This window comes from Parvibaculum sp. (assembly GCF_046297875.1).
Lineage (GTDB): Bacteria > Pseudomonadota > Alphaproteobacteria > Parvibaculales > Parvibaculaceae > Parvibaculum.
In genome coordinates this window covers 1,950,058-1,966,036 of the sequence record NZ_JBKBHD010000001.1, presented here as the reverse complement: position 1 = coordinate 1,966,036, position 15,979 = coordinate 1,950,058, and the positions used below count along the sequence as shown (strand labels likewise).

The 15,979-nt window shown below is 63.3% G+C and carries 16 protein-coding genes; 5 read left to right on the top strand and 11 right to left on the bottom strand.

Annotated features, from left to right (window positions below):
- Positions 1 to 213: 213 nt before the first annotated feature.
- From ACK4FH_RS09600 to purT, 5 genes are all read right to left on the bottom strand, one after another.
- Complete coding sequence (locus ACK4FH_RS09600; RefSeq protein ID WP_409813018.1) at positions 214 to 1,173, bottom strand: LysR family transcriptional regulator; 960 nt, start codon at positions 1,171 to 1,173, stop codon at positions 214 to 216.
- A 110-nt stretch (positions 1,174 to 1,283) separates the two neighbouring features.
- On the bottom strand, positions 1,284 to 2,234 hold the full coding sequence (locus tag ACK4FH_RS09595; RefSeq protein ID WP_409813016.1) for a calcium/sodium antiporter: 951 nt from the start codon (positions 2,232 to 2,234) through the stop codon (positions 1,284 to 1,286).
- Positions 2,235 to 2,379: 145 nt separating this feature from the next.
- Positions 2,380 to 3,072, bottom strand: coding sequence for a hypothetical protein (locus ACK4FH_RS09590; protein WP_409813014.1), 693 nt, complete (start codon positions 3,070 to 3,072; stop codon positions 2,380 to 2,382).
- Positions 3,024 to 3,986 (bottom strand): cation diffusion facilitator family transporter, encoded by a 963-nt coding sequence (locus tag ACK4FH_RS09585; protein WP_409813012.1) that lies wholly within the window; start codon positions 3,984 to 3,986, stop codon positions 3,024 to 3,026. The genes ACK4FH_RS09590 and ACK4FH_RS09585 overlap by 49 nt, the downstream gene beginning before the upstream one ends.
- A 123-nt stretch (positions 3,987 to 4,109) precedes the next feature.
- Positions 4,110 to 5,309 (bottom strand): formate-dependent phosphoribosylglycinamide formyltransferase, encoded by a 1,200-nt coding sequence (gene purT, locus ACK4FH_RS09580; protein WP_409813010.1) that lies wholly within the window; start codon positions 5,307 to 5,309, stop codon positions 4,110 to 4,112.
- Between the two features lie 142 nt (positions 5,310 to 5,451).
- Here purT and ACK4FH_RS09575 point away from each other — a divergent pair, with 142 nt between their 5' ends.
- The 4 genes from ACK4FH_RS09575 (at position 5,452) to ACK4FH_RS09560 (ending at position 8,146) form a co-directional block, all read left to right on the top strand.
- Positions 5,452 to 5,799 carry an ArsR/SmtB family transcription factor gene (locus ACK4FH_RS09575; RefSeq protein ID WP_409813008.1) on the top strand — a complete coding sequence of 116 codons (348 nt, stop codon included), beginning with the start codon at positions 5,452 to 5,454 and terminating at the stop codon, positions 5,797 to 5,799.
- Positions 5,796 to 6,728 (top strand): cation diffusion facilitator family transporter, encoded by a 933-nt coding sequence (locus ACK4FH_RS09570; RefSeq protein WP_409813006.1) that lies wholly within the window; start codon positions 5,796 to 5,798, stop codon positions 6,726 to 6,728. The genes ACK4FH_RS09575 and ACK4FH_RS09570 overlap by 4 nt, the downstream gene beginning before the upstream one ends.
- 72 nt (positions 6,729 to 6,800) lie before the next feature.
- Positions 6,801 to 7,532 (top strand): alpha/beta hydrolase, encoded by a 732-nt coding sequence (locus ACK4FH_RS09565; protein WP_409813005.1) that lies wholly within the window; start codon positions 6,801 to 6,803, stop codon positions 7,530 to 7,532.
- A gap of 176 nt (positions 7,533 to 7,708) precedes the next feature.
- The gene (locus ACK4FH_RS09560) at positions 7,709 to 8,146 is read left to right on the top strand and encodes a globin domain-containing protein (protein WP_409813003.1); all 438 of its coding nucleotides are present in this window, start codon (positions 7,709 to 7,711) and stop codon (positions 8,144 to 8,146) included.
- A 53-nt stretch (positions 8,147 to 8,199) separates the two neighbouring features.
- Here the strand turns inward: ACK4FH_RS09560 and ACK4FH_RS09555 are convergent, their stop codons facing one another.
- The 5 genes from ACK4FH_RS09555 to miaA all read right to left on the bottom strand — a co-directional run bounded on the left by ACK4FH_RS09555 (position 8,200) and on the right by miaA (position 13,500).
- On the bottom strand, positions 8,200 to 8,895 hold the full coding sequence (locus ACK4FH_RS09555) for an aspartate/glutamate racemase family protein (RefSeq protein ID WP_409813002.1): 696 nt from the start codon (positions 8,893 to 8,895) through the stop codon (positions 8,200 to 8,202).
- A gap of 82 nt (positions 8,896 to 8,977) precedes the next feature.
- Positions 8,978 to 9,997 carry a ketol-acid reductoisomerase gene (gene ilvC / locus ACK4FH_RS09550; RefSeq protein ID WP_409813000.1) on the bottom strand — a complete coding sequence of 340 codons (1,020 nt, stop codon included), beginning with the start codon at positions 9,995 to 9,997 and terminating at the stop codon, positions 8,978 to 8,980.
- A 93-nt stretch (positions 9,998 to 10,090) separates the two neighbouring features.
- The gene (gene ilvN, locus ACK4FH_RS09545; RefSeq protein ID WP_409812998.1) at positions 10,091 to 10,603 is read right to left on the bottom strand and encodes an acetolactate synthase small subunit; all 513 of its coding nucleotides are present in this window, start codon (positions 10,601 to 10,603) and stop codon (positions 10,091 to 10,093) included.
- A 69-nt stretch (positions 10,604 to 10,672) separates the two neighbouring features.
- Positions 10,673 to 12,430, bottom strand: coding sequence for an acetolactate synthase 3 large subunit (locus ACK4FH_RS09540; protein ID WP_409812996.1), 1,758 nt, complete (start codon positions 12,428 to 12,430; stop codon positions 10,673 to 10,675).
- A 119-nt stretch (positions 12,431 to 12,549) separates the two neighbouring features.
- Positions 12,550 to 13,500: a tRNA (adenosine(37)-N6)-dimethylallyltransferase MiaA gene (gene miaA, locus ACK4FH_RS09535; protein WP_409812995.1), complete on the bottom strand. Its 951-nt coding sequence runs from the start codon at positions 13,498 to 13,500 to the stop codon at positions 12,550 to 12,552.
- A 143-nt stretch (positions 13,501 to 13,643) separates the two neighbouring features.
- On the opposite strand from miaA, the gene serB reads away from it, so the two are divergent.
- Positions 13,644 to 14,525, top strand: a complete 882-nt coding sequence (gene serB, locus ACK4FH_RS09530; protein WP_409812993.1) for a phosphoserine phosphatase SerB — start codon at positions 13,644 to 13,646, stop codon at positions 14,523 to 14,525.
- Here the strand turns inward: serB and ACK4FH_RS09525 are convergent.
- Positions 14,522 to 15,970, bottom strand: coding sequence for a DegQ family serine endoprotease (locus tag ACK4FH_RS09525; RefSeq protein WP_409812991.1), 1,449 nt, complete (start codon positions 15,968 to 15,970; stop codon positions 14,522 to 14,524). The genes serB and ACK4FH_RS09525 overlap by 4 nt on opposite strands.
- Positions 15,971 to 15,979: the final 9 nt, after the last annotated feature.

The window sequence follows — 15,979 nt, the reverse complement described above, 5'->3', positions numbered from 1 at the left end:
CCATCTTGTGTCCCGTCTGCCGGTCTCGCATCCGAATATCGCTGATCGCCGCTCCGAAAGCCCGTCGAGGCACTTCCGGAGCTAACGCGGCGCTAACCATATCGGCCGGGAAACTAAAGGCGCGTTAAGGCTGTCCAAACCCGCATCAGCACAAGATTTTTACGCTGAAACCTCGCGCAATAGCAATGGGCTGGTCTGAATTTCGACGGCTTTTCAATGGTTTGGACCTTGCCGGGGCGGCAGCTCGCGCACCTCATGATCGCGCCCTTCAAGCCGCGCCCTGTGGCGCTTGACCGCGTCCACAACGAATTCCATTACGGCGCGAACATGCGCGAGCTGCGCCAGATCGTTACGCGCCATAAGCCACAGTTCGAGGCTGCCGAGCACGCCAGGACCGAAGACGCGAACAAGATCTGATTCGATATCGCCCATAATGCAGGGCAACGCAGCCAGGCCGAGCCCTTCGCGCGCCGCGGCAGCACGGGCCGACACGCTGGACGAGCGCAGCGCGATCCGGGCCGACTTCTCCGCCCGCGAGAACCACCATACCGGGCCAAGCGGCGTTTCAGAGCGTGGAAAGCCGATGAGATCGTGCCCGGCAATATCCGGCATCTGGGACGGCTGGCCGCGCGCCTCGATATAGGCGGGCGAGGCATAAAGCGCATAAGCCATATCGCCGACCTTGCGCATCAGCATGTCGCCCTGCGTCGGCCGGGCAAGCCGGAGCGCAACATCTACATCCTTGAGAGGATTGCCGATTTTCGGTGCCTGGCCGGCCGATGCAAGGCGCGGATCGGTGACGATTTCGAGTTCGAGCCCCGGATGTTCGCGCCGGAAGGACGGAAATTCGAGCGCGAGGAGGTTCGCCGCAATGACTTCACTCGCCGCCAGCCGGACACCTCCCTCCGCCCCCTCGCCTGCCGCCGCGAAATCTCGCGGCAGAGCGGATAGACGCCGGTCCACCGGCTCCAGCGCCTCGACCAGCTTCTCACCCGCCGCCGTCAGCCGGTAGCCTGTACGCTCGCGCTCGAAGAGCCGGGCACCCAGATCATCTTCCAGCGATGCGACCCGCCGCAGGACTGTCGTCGTATTGACGCCAAGCTGCTGCCCCGCGCCTGAAAGGCTGCCTGCACCCGCGACAGCGAGGAAAAAGCGCAGATCGTCCCAGTTCATTGAAGTCCGGCTCCGCGAAATGGCATCACGAGAGCAGGATAGCGGCGGGATTTCGCCCGTAAATGCGAAAATGCAAAAGTTCTTTTGCGAAAACGCCCGCCCGCCGAACCTTACCTGAGCAGGAAGGTTGTGTAGGCGCCGTATCCGACAAGCAGGAGCGCCGCCTCCACCCTCCTGATCCGCGCGCCGGTCCAGGCAAAGACCATGAAGAGCAATGACGCCACTGCCATGACCCAGATGTCGAATGAAGCGATATCGCCCGGAATGGAAATCGGCTTCACCACCGCAACGACGCCGGCAATGCCGAGCACGTTGAAAATGTTGGAGCCGATCACATTGCCGATGGCAATGTCGGCCTTGCGGCGGAAGGCGGCAAGAACGGAGGTCGCCAGCTCCGGCAGCGAGGTGCCGACGGCAACAAGCGTCAGCCCGATCACCGACTCGGAGACGCCGAACTTCGTCGCAATCTCGACAGCCGCGTCGACGAGAAGCGATGCGCCGACGACAAGGGCAATGAGGCCGCCCGCAGCCATGCCAAGCTCCAGCACGATGCCGGGCGCACGCCCCGACGTCACGAATTCGGCCTCGGCGGCGTGGAGCGCCCCTGCCCCGTCATTGCCCTTCTTGTCCGCGCGATAGGTGTAGACGAGATAGACGGCAAGCGCGGCGAGAAAGGCGAGACCGGCTTCGCGCGACAGAAAGCCGTAGACACAGACCGCAGCCATTGCCGCCGCCGCGATCAGCATCATGGTGCCGTCGCGCTTGAGCGCATCGCGGTCGCAAACGAGCGGGAAGACAAGGCCGGAAATGCCGAGGATCAGCAGGATATTGGCAATGTTCGAGCCGACGACATTGCCGATGGCGATGCCCGGATAGCCCTGAAAGGCGCCTTCGAGGCTCGCCACCAGTTCCGGCGAGGATGTGCCGAAGCCGACCAGCGTCAAACCGATGAGAAAGGGCGAAACGCCGAGCCGGGTGGCAAGGCCCGCCGCACCCTTGACCAGAAACTCGGCGCCGCCGAGCAGCAGCGCAAGGCCAAGCACGAGATAGATGAGGGTCAATTGCGACTCCAGACAAGCGCGCGCGAAGCGGCGCCTGTCAGAAACATGGCGGATGGCAAGATGGTTTGCGAGAGGGAAGAAGCCCCGGCGCAAGATTTATTTGCGCCGGGGCTTGCCATGCTGCCATCCGTGACCGCCTCGGCGATCAGAAGCGCACCGACGTTCCGGCCGAGAACCAGTTGCCGCTCTCGCCCGTGACGTTGCGGCCATAGACGAAATCGAGATCGACATGGCCGTTGAAGATGGTCGGGCGGAACCCTGCCTGGAAGCCGGTCCTGCCCTCGTCCTGCCCGAAGGCTTCGGCGATGAAGGCGAGGTTTTCGCTCGCCTGAAACGCTACCCCGGCCCCCCAGACGAAATGATCGCTGGCGGCCGCACGATCGCGCTCATAACCGGCGTTGAGATTTACGGTGATGGGTTCGGACAGTTCCAGCGAGACAAGACCGACCAGCGAATAGCCTGCGACACTGCGGGCAGTACGATCATAGGTAAGTCCCGAGGCAATACCGAAGCTCAAACCCGCTTCCTCGATCCCGCCAAGCACGGCCTTTAAGCCCGGTTCAATCGCCGTGCCCCAGGCACCGCCGTCGAGCGAACGCTCGACCGCCACGCCTACCTCGAACCATGGCGCGAAGCCGAATACGCAAGCTGGCGCCACCACATAGGTCTCACGCGACTCACTGCCGAACGAGGCGAACGCATCGGCCTGACATGTACCGGCATCGAGCACGGCTGCATCGTCTACCGCGTAGGGTCCGCCAGCGGCAAATACGGCAACCGGCCGATCGGCTATTGCACGGTTGTGGAGAAATTCGGATTCGAGGCCGCCTCGCCACACCGGCTGTCCGGGACGGCGCTGACGATCACCTCGGCATGGCCAAGCCTGTCCTCGACAAGCCGTGCGAGCCGTTCTTTCTCTTTCGCCGCTTCGGCGAAAGTGAGATTTGCGTCTAGCGCTACGACCGCCTCCACGAAATATTTGTGCGATGCCTTGCGGAGGCGGAGCTGGCGCACCTCGGCGACGCTTGATTCATCGGCAATGAGGCCATAGACCGCCCATGAAAGCGCGGGATGCGACCGGTCGAGCAGTGCGTCCACGGCAGGCGAGCCAACCTTGTAGGCCGAATAGGTAAGGAAGGCTGCAACCGAGATCGTGGCGACAAGGTCTGCCGTCTCGAAGCCGAGCCACACGAACATAAGGCCGGCGAGAACCACGGCAGACGACAGTGAATCCGCAAGGAAGTGATAGGAACTCGCGGAAAGCGCGAGGCTGCCCGTCTCCCTCGCCGTATGACGCAGATAGACACTCCGCCCGAAATCCGCGCAGATCGCGCTGGCAATCACGGCAATGAACCAGAACTCGACCTGAACCTGCGGTCCGCCGACCAGCATCTTCTTGAAAGCGGTAATCCAGATGAACAGGGAGATTGCGCTCAGCAGCAGGCATTCGAAGAAGGCGGCCATGGCCTCCACTTTCTCGCGCCCATAGGTGTTCTGTGCGTCTGCCGATTTCTCCGAAGAGGTGACGGCGTGATAGGTGACGATGCCGATGACGACATCGACAAATCCCTGCAGCGCGTCGGCGATGAGCGCGAGCGAGCCCGACAGAATGCCGATGAAGAATTTGACCGCCGTGAGCGCCGCGCTTGTGACGACGGAAAGCGCCGCCGCGCGGCCCTTTTTCACTGCGCGCATTTCTGCGGGCAGCGTCTGGCCGCATCCGGCAACATTCGTGGCAGAAACTTCCGTCAATTCGGGCACTCCTTTCGGAGAGAATACTTGCCCGCAGCCGCTAATGTTTCGTAATCTCGCGGCCATATTTGCCGGTTTCGAACCTCAGGGTTAACAGAACCTGAATCCCCTTGCGGCATTGTCTCACCCGGATACGGGCGTCACGGCATCCGCCGCCTGTTTCGCAATCCGGCGGGCTTCATCCGTGTCGGACGCCCGCGCAAGCGCCACACCCATGCGTCGGCGCTCGAAAGACTCGGGCTTGCCGAATAGCCGGAGATCTGTGCCCGGAATGGCGAGCGCCTTTTCGACACCTTCGAAAGCAATGCCCTTTTCTTCCAGCCCGCCATAGATGACGGCGGAGGCGCCCGGCGAAATCTGCTCGACCGAGACCGGCAGGCCGAGAATGGCGCGGGCATGAAGCGCGAATTCGCTCTGATGTTGGGTGATGAGCGTGACGAGGCCCGTATCGTGCGGGCGCGGGCTCACTTCCGAGAACCAGACCATGTCGCCCCTCACGAAAAGCTCGACGCCGAAAATGCCGCGCCCGCCAAGCGCGCCCGTGACCTTTGCCGCGATGTCGCGCGAGCCGGAAAGCGCCTTCGCGCTCATCTCTTGCGGCTGCCAGCTCTCGACATAATCACCCTTCACCTGGCGGTGGCCGATTGGCGCGCAAAATTGCGTCTCGATTTGGCCGCTTGCGCCCACGGCACGCACGGTGAGCTGCGTGATCTCATAGTCGAAATCGATCAGCCCTTCGACGATGACGCGCGGCGCCTCGACGCGGCCGCCCGCCATCGCATAGTCCCAGGCGGGCTGAATATCGTCCGGCCCTTTCAACAGGCTCTGCCCCTTGCCGGAAGACGACATGACTGGCTTCACGAAACAGGGAAAGCCGATGCCGCCCGCAATCGCCGCCTTCAATTCCGCTGCGGTGGAGGCAAAGGCATAAGGCGAGGTCGGCAGGCCAAGCTCTTCCGCGGCAAGACGGCGAATGCCCTCACGGTTCATGGTGAGCTGCGTCGCCCGGGCCGTGGGAATGACCTCGGCAAGCCCGTCCGCCTCGATCCGTGCAAGCTCGTCCGTCGCAATCGCCTCGATTTCCGGCACGATAAGATGCGGCCGCTCCTTCTCTACCAACGCGCGAAGCGCCTTTGCGTCCGTCATGGCGATCACATGAGCGCGATGGGCGACCTGTTGCGCCGGGGCGTTCTCATAGCGGTCAACGGCGATCACCTCGACGCCGAGCCGCTGCAGTTCGATCACCACTTCCTTGCCAAGCTCGCCGGAGCCCAGAAGCATGACGCGGAAAGCGGATGGGGAAAGCGGCGTGCCGATGCGCATGGGGCCTCCGAAGGTTGAATTGGAGGCGGTTTAGCACATTGAGACCGGTATGGGACATGTCCCCGTATCCACGCATCTCGGTCTTGCACCCTGCTCCGCAAACCGATAACACTTGAACAGTTGTTCAATTGATGAGGTTGGCATGAGCGCAGCCCCGAAAACCGCTGCCACGGCTGTTGCAAGGCCGTCCGCTCCCGCCCTGCCGGACGACAAGACCTTCGAACTCGCCGACATGTTCAAGATGCTCGGCGATCCGACACGCCTGCGCATCGTGATTGCGACGCTGGAAGGCCCTGTGGCCGTGAGCGATATTGCCGATAGGCTCGGTCTTTCGCTCTCGCTGGTGAGCCATCATCTGCGGCTTCTGCGCGCAGCCCGCCTCGTCACGCCGGACCGGCGCGGCAAGCAGATCTTCTACCGGATACACGACCAGCACGTGGCCCATGTCATTTCCGACATGATCGCCCATGTGAACGAGGACGCCGAATGAGCGCGCATCACCATCATCACCCGCACGATCACGGCCACGCGCATGGCCCGCATGCGGACGGGCTTGGCAACGAGAAGCGCGTGATGTTCGCCATGTGGCTGACCGGCGGCTTCATGGTGATCGAGGCGGTGGGCGGCGTGATCTCGGGCTCTCTCGCGCTGATCGCAGATGCCGGCCACATGCTGACCGACACAGGCGCGCTTTTTCTCGCCTTCATTGCAACGCGGCTGGCGAAGCGCCCGGCCGACGGGGCGCGCTCCTATGGCTATGCACGGGCCGAAATCCTTGCGGCCTTCACCAATGGTCTTGTGATGATCGGCGTCGTTGCATGGATTCTCTTCGAGGCCGCGAGCCGCATCCTCTCGCCCTCGCCCGTCATGGGCTTGCCCATGCTGGCGATCGCGATTACGGGTCTCCTCGTCAACATCATGGCCTTCAAGCTGCTGCATGGCGGCGAACAGACGCTCAACATGCGCGGCGCCATGGTACATGTGCTGGGCGACATGCTGGGCTCGGTCGCCGCCATAGCCGCCGCCCTCATCATCATGGGGACCGGTTACACCATCGCCGACCCGCTCCTCTCCGTTCTCGTCGCCCTCCTCATCCTGCGAAGCGCTGCCGGCATCGTCCGCGAAAGCGCACATGTCCTGATGGAGGGAACGCCCGAGGGCGCCGAAGGCGAGCGGATCGCCGGCGACCTCATGGCCAATGTCGAAGGTCTTGCCGATGTCCACCATGTCCATGCCTGGTCGCTCGGCTCGAACCGCGCTGTGGCAACCCTTCATGCTCGCCTCGCGCCGGGAATCGATCCCGGCATGGCGCTGGCCGCCATCAAGGCGCGGCTCGCCGCCGAATTCGGCATCGGCCATGCGACGGTGCAGATCGAAGAGGAAAGCTGCCCGGATCACGCTGCCGGACACGCCCACTGACCGCGCATGAAATATTCCGCCGCTTCATGCTGCAATGCGGTATAATCCTGCCTTGGCGTGAAGGGGCCCTCGATGACGGATACTGGCGGCTATTGGAAAGACGGCGCGGGGCGCGAGCCTGGCTGGCTTTCCTATCTCGGCGAACTGCGCATCTTCGCGGAGCTTGGCACGCTGGCGCCCGCCATTCCGGCTCTCCTCTCGGCCCCGCGCGGCGACGGCCATGCCGTGCTGGTGCTGCCCGGCGTGCTGACAGGGGACGAATCCACCCTCGTCATCCGCCGATATCTGGAAGAACTGGGCTACGCCGCTCATCCCTGGAAACAGGGCCACAACTGGGGCCCGAGCCGCGAGCTGCACGAAAAACTCCGTATACGGCTCAAAGAGCTTTACGATCGCTATGGCCGCCGCATCAGCATCGTCGGCTGGAGCCTCGGCGGCATTTTCGCGCGGGAACTGGCGCGGGAGTTTCCCTTTGCCGTACGCCAGGTGGTGACACTGGGGAGCCCCTTCGGCTCCGACATCGCTGTCGATGGCAGCCGCAAGCCCGAAGCCGCCGCGCGCCGCCGCCTGCCTCCGCCCGTGCCCTGCTCCGCGATCTATTCGAAGAGCGACGGCATCGTGCCCTGGGAGGCCTGCCGCGAACTCCCCTCCTCGCGCACCGACAATATCGAAGTGCCGGCCACCCATATCGGCATGGGCTTCAACCCGCTTGTGCTCTGGGCGATTGCCGACCGGCTGGCACAAACCGAAGCCGACTGGTCCCCCTTCGACCGCTCCGGCTGGCACGGGATGGTGTACGGATAGACTTTTTGCTCTTTCCCCTCTTTGTTCGTCACCCCCGGGCTTGACCCGGGGGTCCAGAGCTTCACACTCAGCGTCAGACAAAAAGAACAGTCTTCGTGAAGAAGACGCCGCCTTTCGGCGGCTGCTGGATTGCCGGATCAAGTCCGGCAATGACAGCAAGAACAAGGGAGACACCCATGAGCCTCACAGACGATCAGAAGCAGAGTATCGAACGCTCGATCGAGCGCGTGGCGGACGTGGAAGGCGATCCGACCGGGCTTGTTTATGCGCGGCTCTTTGCCGAGCAGCCGGAAATGGAATCTCTCTTCGTGCTCGATACGGATGGCAGCGCCAAGGGGCATATGCTCGTCGAAGCCCTCGATTGCGTTTTCGATCTTCTCGGGCCCCGCGCCTATGCGCCGGTGCTCATCCAGAGCGAACTCACGAACCACCGCAATCTCGGCGTGCCGCCGCGAACCTTTGCGACATTCTTCCGTGTCGTGAGGGATTGCTTCCGTGACAGTCTCGGCAGCGAATGGGACGACGCGACCGACGCCGCATGGGAAGCAATGCTGCACGACATCGACACCTTCATCGCGGAGCAGGCGGCGAAATACGGGATGGAAGTGGGCTGAGGGACTTCATTCCCACACTCGTCACCCCCGGCATGACACTTTGAATTATTGGTTCAAGCAGTCTCCCCCACGCTCACGCCCGCAATCCTCGCCGCTTCCTCGAAGCCGATCCGCGGTGACGACAGCACCGGCGCGTTGAGCGCACCGGCAAGCGGGATCGCAGGTGCCATCGAAGCCTGCGCCAGCACCAGCACATCGACCTCGCGCGACGCTTCGCCGAGACGTGCGGCGATGCCCTGATGATAATCGCCGAGACGGCCTTCGCGGAAGGCGGACCAGACGTCATCGAACAGAAACTCGCGGACGGAAATATCGCGCTTCGCCCGCGCCGCCGAACTTTCGATCAGCGCGCGCGTGGGCGCGAGCGTTGCGCCTAGCGCGGCGCAGACGCCGATGCGGGCACCCATGCGCACCGCGCGGTCGGCCATCGGCCGGTCGATCCGCATGACGGGAATTTCCGCCTCGCGCGCCGCCTTCTCCGCCTCGCCGCCAAGCGTCGAACAGGTGCAGACGACGACGCGCGCGCCGCCCTCCGCCAGAGCCAGCAGCGCCTCCTGCGTATCGAGCGAGACGGCGGGCGTCACGCGCCCTGCCTTCTCCGTCGCGGCGAGCAGATCCTCGCGCACGGCATGATGCAGCCTGAGGCCCGGCGCAATTTCATCACGCAAGCGCTCGAAGGTTTCGATATGGAGCGCCGCCGTATGCAGAAAGGCGATGGCAGCGCCATGAGGAGCGAATGATGGAGGCATGAGACCTCTCCAAAAAGAGAAAGGCCCCCCGCGCGATCTGCGCGGAGGGCCCATGATGCAAGGGGCTGTTCGCGAGATCGCGTCAGTTCTTGGCCTTGTCTACGAGTTTGTTCGCCGAAATCCACGGCATCATCTCTCGAAGGCGCGCACCGACCTCTTCGATCGGGTGAGCGGCTGCAGCCGCGCGCGTCGCCTTGAAGCTCGTCTGGTTGACCTTGTTCTCGAGCATCCAGTCGCGCGTGAACTTGCCCGACTGAATGTCGTGCAGCACGCGCTTCATTTCCGCCTTGGTTTCCGGCGTGATGATGCGCGGGCCAGTGACGTATTCGCCATACTCGGCCGTGTTCGAGATCGAGTAGTTCATGTTGGCGATGCCGCCTTCATAGATCAGGTCGACGATCAGCTTTACTTCGTGCAGGCATTCGAAATAGGCCATTTCCGGCGCGTAGCCCGCTTCCGTCAGCGTTTCGAAACCGGCACGGATGAGCTCGACGAGACCGCCGCAAAGCACGACCTGCTCGCCGAAAAGATCGGTCTCGCATTCCTCGCGGAACGTGGTCTCGATGATACCGGCGCGGCCGCCGCCATTCGCCGAGGCGTAGGAGAGGCCGACGTCATGCGCGTTGCCCGTCGCGTCCTGATGGACGGCAATGAGGGACGGCACGCCGCCACCGCGCTTGTATTCCGAACGCACCGTGTGGCCGGGGCCCTTCGGCGCGACCATGAGCACGTCGATGTCCTTGCGTGGCTCGATCAGGTTGAAATGGATGTTGAGGCCATGCGCGAAGAGAAGCGCCGCGCCCGGCTTCATGTTGTCATGCAGGTCCGCATAATAGATGTCGGCCTGAAGCTCGTCAGGCGTCAGCATCATCAGCACATCGGCCCACTTCGCGGCTTCGGCAACCGTCATCACCTTCAGGCCCTCGCCTTCCGCCTTCTTGGCGGTGGCCGAGCCCGCGCGGAGCGCCACGGCGACTTCCTTCACGCCCGAGTCGCGCAGGTTCAGCGCATGGGCATGGCCCTGGCTGCCATAACCGATGATGGCGACTTTCTTGCTCTTGATCAGGTTAACGTCCGCGTCGCGGTCGTAATAAACGCGCATGGCTCTTGTCCTTTGTCCGTCTTTAAAGTGCTGAGCGTGTTTTTATCCCAAAACCGGCGGCCACTTTTGGGAAACACGCTCCAGTCGTTTCGTTTACATCGCTTCGGGACCGCGGGCGATCGCCACCACGCCTGTCCGCGACACATCAACCAGTCCGAGCGGGCGCATCAGCCCGATAAAGGCGTCGAGCTTTTCCGGCGTGCCCGTCACCTCGAAAATGAAGGAGGCATGCGTCGTGTCGATCACGCGGGCGCGGAACGCATCCGACAGGCGCAGCGCCTCGACGCGCTTTTCGCCCGAGCCCGCGACCTTCACAAGCGCCATTTCGCGCTCGACGGCCTTCGTCTCGACGGTCAGGTCCACCACCTTGTGGACCGGCACCAGCCGGTCGAGCTGCGCCTTGATCTGCTCGATGACCATGGGCGTGCCGGACGTCACCACGGTGATCCGCGACGTATGCTCCGCCTGGTCCACTTCGGCAACCGTCAGGCTCTCGATATTGTAGCCCCGGCCCGAAAAGAGCCCGATCACGCGCGCAAGCACGCCCGCCTCGTTGTCCACGAGAACGGAAATCGTGTGCCGCTCGATAGGTTCGTCCTTTTTCATGCGCGTCTCTGTAGTGGGTATGGGGTCCGGGGGGAAGCTATTTTTGGGGTTCCCGCCCCTTCCGGGCCGTCAGACCAGCATCTTCCCCTCTTCCGAGACGCTCGCCCCTTCCGGGTCGTCGCCAAGGATCATCTCGTTATGGGCCGCACCCGACGGGATCATGGGGTAGCAATTCTCGAGCTGGTCCACCCGGCAGTCGAAAATGACCGGGCCCGGCGTGTCGATCATCTTCCGGATCGCCGCATCGAGCTCGGAGGGCTTCGAGGCCCGGATGCCCGTCGCGCCATAGGCCTCGGCGAGCTTCACGAAATCGGGCAGCGAATCCGAATAGGAATGCGAATAGCGGCCTTCATGGAGCAGTTCCTGCCACTGGCGGACCATGCCCATATATTCATTGTTCAGGATGAATATCTTGACCGGCAGCATGAACTGCACCGCCGTCGACATTTCCTGCATGTTCATGAGGATCGAGGCTTCGCCAGCAATGTCGACCACCAGCGCCTTCGGATGCGCGATCTGCACGCCGATAGCGGCCGGCAGGCCATAGCCCATCGTGCCGAGGCCGCCCGACGTCATCCAGCGGTTCGGCTCGTCGAAATGGAAGTGCTGCGCCGCCCACATCTGATGCTGGCCGACTTCCGTGGTGATGAAGGTCTCGCGGCCTTTCGTCAGTTCGAAGAGGCGCTGGATCGCCTGTTGCGGCTTGATGACCTCGTCATTGGTCTTGAAGGAAAGCGACTTGCGGCCACGCCACAGGTCGATCTGCTTCCACCAGTCGGCAAGCGCCGCCTTGTCCGGCCGGCGCGCCTTCGACTTCCAGATGCGCAGCATGTCTTCGAGCACATGGGCGCAATCGCCGATGATGCCGATATCGGCACGGACATTCTTGTTGATCGACGAGGCGTCGATATCGACATGGATCTTCTTCGAATAGGGCGAGAAGGCATCGAGACGCCCCGTCACGCGGTCATCAAAACGCGCGCCGATATTGATGAGCACATCGCAGTCATGCATGGCGTTGTTGGCTTCATAGGTGCCATGCATGCCGAGCATGCCGAGCCACTGCTTGTCCGAAGCCGGATAAGCGCCGAGCCCCATCAGCGTCGAGGTGATGGGATAGCCCGTCAGCCGCACGAATTCGCGGAGCAACTGGCTCGCAACCGGACCCGAATTGATGATGCCGCCGCCCGTGTAGAAGACCGGCTTCTTCGCATTGACGATGAGATCGATCGCTTCCTTGATCTTTTCGATATCGCCCTTCACGACCGGACGATAGGTGCGGTGCGTGATATGCGGCGAGACGGTGTATTCCGCCTTCTGGAACTGGACGTCCTTCGGAATGTCGATGACGACAGGGCCGGGGCGGCCATGCGTCGCGACGTAGAACGCCTCATGCATGACGCGCGCAAGCTCCGGCACCGACTTCACCAGCCAGTTATGCTTCGTGCAATGGCGCGTGATGCCGACCGTGTCGCACTCCTGGAAGGCGTCCGAACCGATGAGATGGGTGGCGACCTGGCCCGTCAGGCAGACGATCGGAATCGAATCCATCAGCGCATCGGTGAGGCCGGTAATGGCATTGGTGGCACCCGGCCCGGATGTCACGAGAACGACGCCGGGCTTGCCCGTCGAGCGCGCATATCCCTCCGCGGCATGGACCGCGCCCTGCTCGTGGCGGACGAGGATGTGGCGGATCTTGTTCTGCTGGAACAGCGCGTCATAGATCGGCAGCACGGCGCCGCCGGGATAGCCGAAAATCGTATCCACGCCCTGATCGACCAGCGCCTTGATGACGATTTCCGCGCCTGTCAGTTCCTGAGCCGCCATTGTTCCGGTCCTTCTTCGCCCTTCAGGGGCAAAAACAACAAGGCGGCCCCGCGCGAGAACCGGATTTCCGGTCCTTTTCCGCGCATCGCCGCCGAAAGCGCGCGCAACCTAGCCGCGCCTCAGGACCGGGTCAACCCCAAATCGTCAATAAACGAAAAGATTTCCCCATTAAGACTTTCCGAATCTTGCGCATAAAGGCTATTCCACGCAATCATCTGCGTTCTGAACCAGGTTTCCTGCCGTTTGGCATAGGCACGGCTCTCGCTCTTTCCGGCATCTACGGCCTCTTCGCGAGTCACCTCTCCCTCCAGATGCCGGATCAGCGGGCGAAGCCCCAGCGCCTTCATGGCGGGGAGCGACGGATCGAGTCCGAAACCGGCCATAAGCCGCGCCTCTTCGAGCGCCCCTTCCTCCATCATCAGATCGAAGCGCCGGGCAATCCGCTCCCGCAGCCAGTCGCGCTCCGGCGTGAGGACGATTTTCGCAAATCTGCCTGAAACGAGCGGTGCCAGCGGCTCCTGCTGCCACGCAGAAAGCGGCCTTCCCGTCGCCCGGAAAACCTCGATCCCCCGCGCGATCCGCTGCCGGTCGGAAGGCCGGATGGCCGCGGCGAGAGCGGGGTCGGCTTCCGCAAGCAGCGCATGGGCGTGCGGCCCGGCCTCCGCCACCTCGGCGCGCGCAGCCTCACGTATTTCGGACGGGATCTGCGGCACCGGCGCAAGCCCCTCGGTCAGCGCCCGGAAATAAAGCCCTGTGCCGCCCACCACGATGGGGACAGCGCCGCGGCCCGCGATCTCCCCCATGACGCGTGCGGCAAGCGCCGCCCAGCGCCCGGCAGACAAGGGCGCCGCCGCGCTCCTCACGCCATAGAGGTGGTGTGGAACGCGCGCGTCATCCTCCCGCGAGGGACGTGCCGTGATGACCCGCATTTCGCGGTACACCTGCATCGAATCCGCATTGACCACCTCGCCGCCCAACCGTTCGGCAAGTGCGAGCGCCAGCGCCGACTTGCCGCTGGCGGTCGGCCCTGCAATAAGGACGGCACGTTCGATATGGATGGGATCGGTCACAACTAAACTTCCTCGTCATTGCCGGGCCCTCCTTTGCTCTATAAGGAGGCCGGCAATCCAGAGCGATCAGACGCTGAGTGAGCGGTTCCTGGATGCCCAGGTCAAGCCCGGGCATGACATTGGTTGAGAAAAAAGTCTGCCACATGAAATACGTCCTGACCCTGATAGGCAACAAAGCAACGCCGCTTGCAAGTGCGCATGTGGAGGCGGCCCGCGCCGCCCTGCCTTCTCCCGCCGCAGCAGGCTGGCTTGCCGAGGCCATGGCCTGCGACATTCCTTTCGAGGGCGACGCGAAAGCGGCGGAAGCCGCCGCCCGCGCGGCACTTAAGGGCGCGAAGATCGACCTCGCCGTGCAGCCCGCCGAAGGGCGCCGCAAGAAGCTGCTCGTCGCCGACATGGATTCGACCATCATCGAGCAGGAATGTATCGACGAGCTGGCCGCCGAATTCGGCATCAAGCAGCAGATTTCCGAAATCACCGAACGCGCCATGCGCGGTGAGATCGAGTTCGAACCGGCGCTGCGCGAGCGCGTAGGACTGCTGAAGGGCCTGCCACTCGGGGCGCTGGAAAAAGTCTATCGCGAGCGCATCACCGTGATGCCCGGCGCGAAGGCGCTGACCGCCACCATGCGCGCCGATGGTCATGCCTGCGCACTTGTCTCGGGCGGCTTCACCTTTTTCACCGAGCGCGTTGCCCATGCGGTCGGTTTCAATACCAATCAGGCAAACCGCCTCATATTCGCCGATGACAAGCTGACGGGCGGCGTGGCCGAACCGATCCTCGGACGGCAGGCCAAGCTCGACGCGCTGATCCATCTGCGCGAGGAACTCGGCCTGAAACGCCATGAAACGCTGGCTGTCGGCGACGGCGCGAACGACCTCGCGATGATCGCCGAGGCGGGCCTCGGCGTCGCCTATCACGCAAAGCCCGTGGTGGCGGAAGCCGCCGCAGCGCGCATCGATCACGGCGACCTGACGGCGCTGCTCTATCTGCAAGGATACAGGCAGGAAGAGATCAGGGACTAGGGCCGGCCGCCGAGCCGGAGCGCGACGAAGCGTGTCTCGCCGCCGGCAACGAGACGCAGCAGCACGGAATTGCGGCCCGCTTTCTCCTCCGACTCCACGATCCGTTTAACATCCTCCGGCGAGGAAACCGCGCGCTGTGCCACTTGCACGATGACATCGCCGGGGCGCACACCCCTCTCGGCCGCCGCACTAAGCGGATCGACTTCGATGACGAGGACACCCGCAAGACTCTCCGCAACATTGAAACGGCGGCGCAAATCATCGTTGAGCGAGGCGAGGCCGAGACCGAGCACGACCGTTTCGGCCACATCTGGCTCTGTGGCGTCCGGCGCAGGTGCTTCGGCGGCGCTCGCCTCTTCGAGTTGTGCCACGGTGATCTTCCGCGTCAGCGTTTCGCCATCCCGGAAAATCTGCATGTCGACTGTCGAGCCGATCTTCGCTTCCGCGACGACGCGCGGCAGATCGCGCATGGTCGCGATGTTGCGCCCGTCGAAGGCGAGAACGACGTCGCCGGGCTCAAGCCCCGCAGCGGCCGCAGGCCCGTCGGCGGTGATGCCGGCAACAAGCGCGCCGCGCGTGGCGCCGAGCCCCAGACTGTCCGCAATCTCGGGCGTCACCGTCTGGATACGGACGCCGATCCACCCGCGCCGCGTCTCACCATATTCGAGAATTTGCGCAACGATGGGCTTTACCGTGCTCGCGGGAACGGCAAAGCCGATGCCCACCGAAGCGCCAGATGGAGAGATGATCGCCGAATTGACGCCCACCACCTCACCATCGAGATTGAACAGCGGTCCGCCCGAGTTGCCACGGTTGATTGCCGCATCCGTCTGGATGAAATCGTCGTAATTGCCTGCATGTATATCGCGGTTGAGGGCCGAGACGATGCCGGCCGTCACCGTACCGCCAAGACCGAAGGGATTGCCGATCGCGAGCACCCAGTCGCCGACGCGCAGACGCCCGCTGTCGCCGAGTTCGACATGCGGCAGCGGCTTGTCGCTTTCGACGCGCAGCACGGCAAGATCGGTCTTGGGGTCCGTTCCCGCAATCTCTGCGGGAAGCGTCGTACCGTCGATGAAGGTGACTTCGATGCGGTCCGCGCCGTCAATGACATGATGGTTGGTGATAACGATGCCCGTAGGATCGATCACAAAGCCCGATCCGAGCGACTGCACGCGCTGCGGCCCGCCGCGGCGTTGCAGTTCCAGAAACTCATCGAAAAAATCCTTGAGAGGCGAATCCTCCGGCAATCCCGGAATTTCCATGTCGCGCGGCTTGAGCACCTGCGAAGTGGAAATATTCACCACGGCGGGCGAAAGGCGCTCGGCAAGATCGGCAAATCCGTTCAGCGCCGGCCGCGCGTCCGCCTGCATCGCCGAAACAAGGATGAGGACGGCAAGACAGATGCCCCACCTGGCCGCTCTGCCGCCAATCGCCAGATTCATTCAACAGCT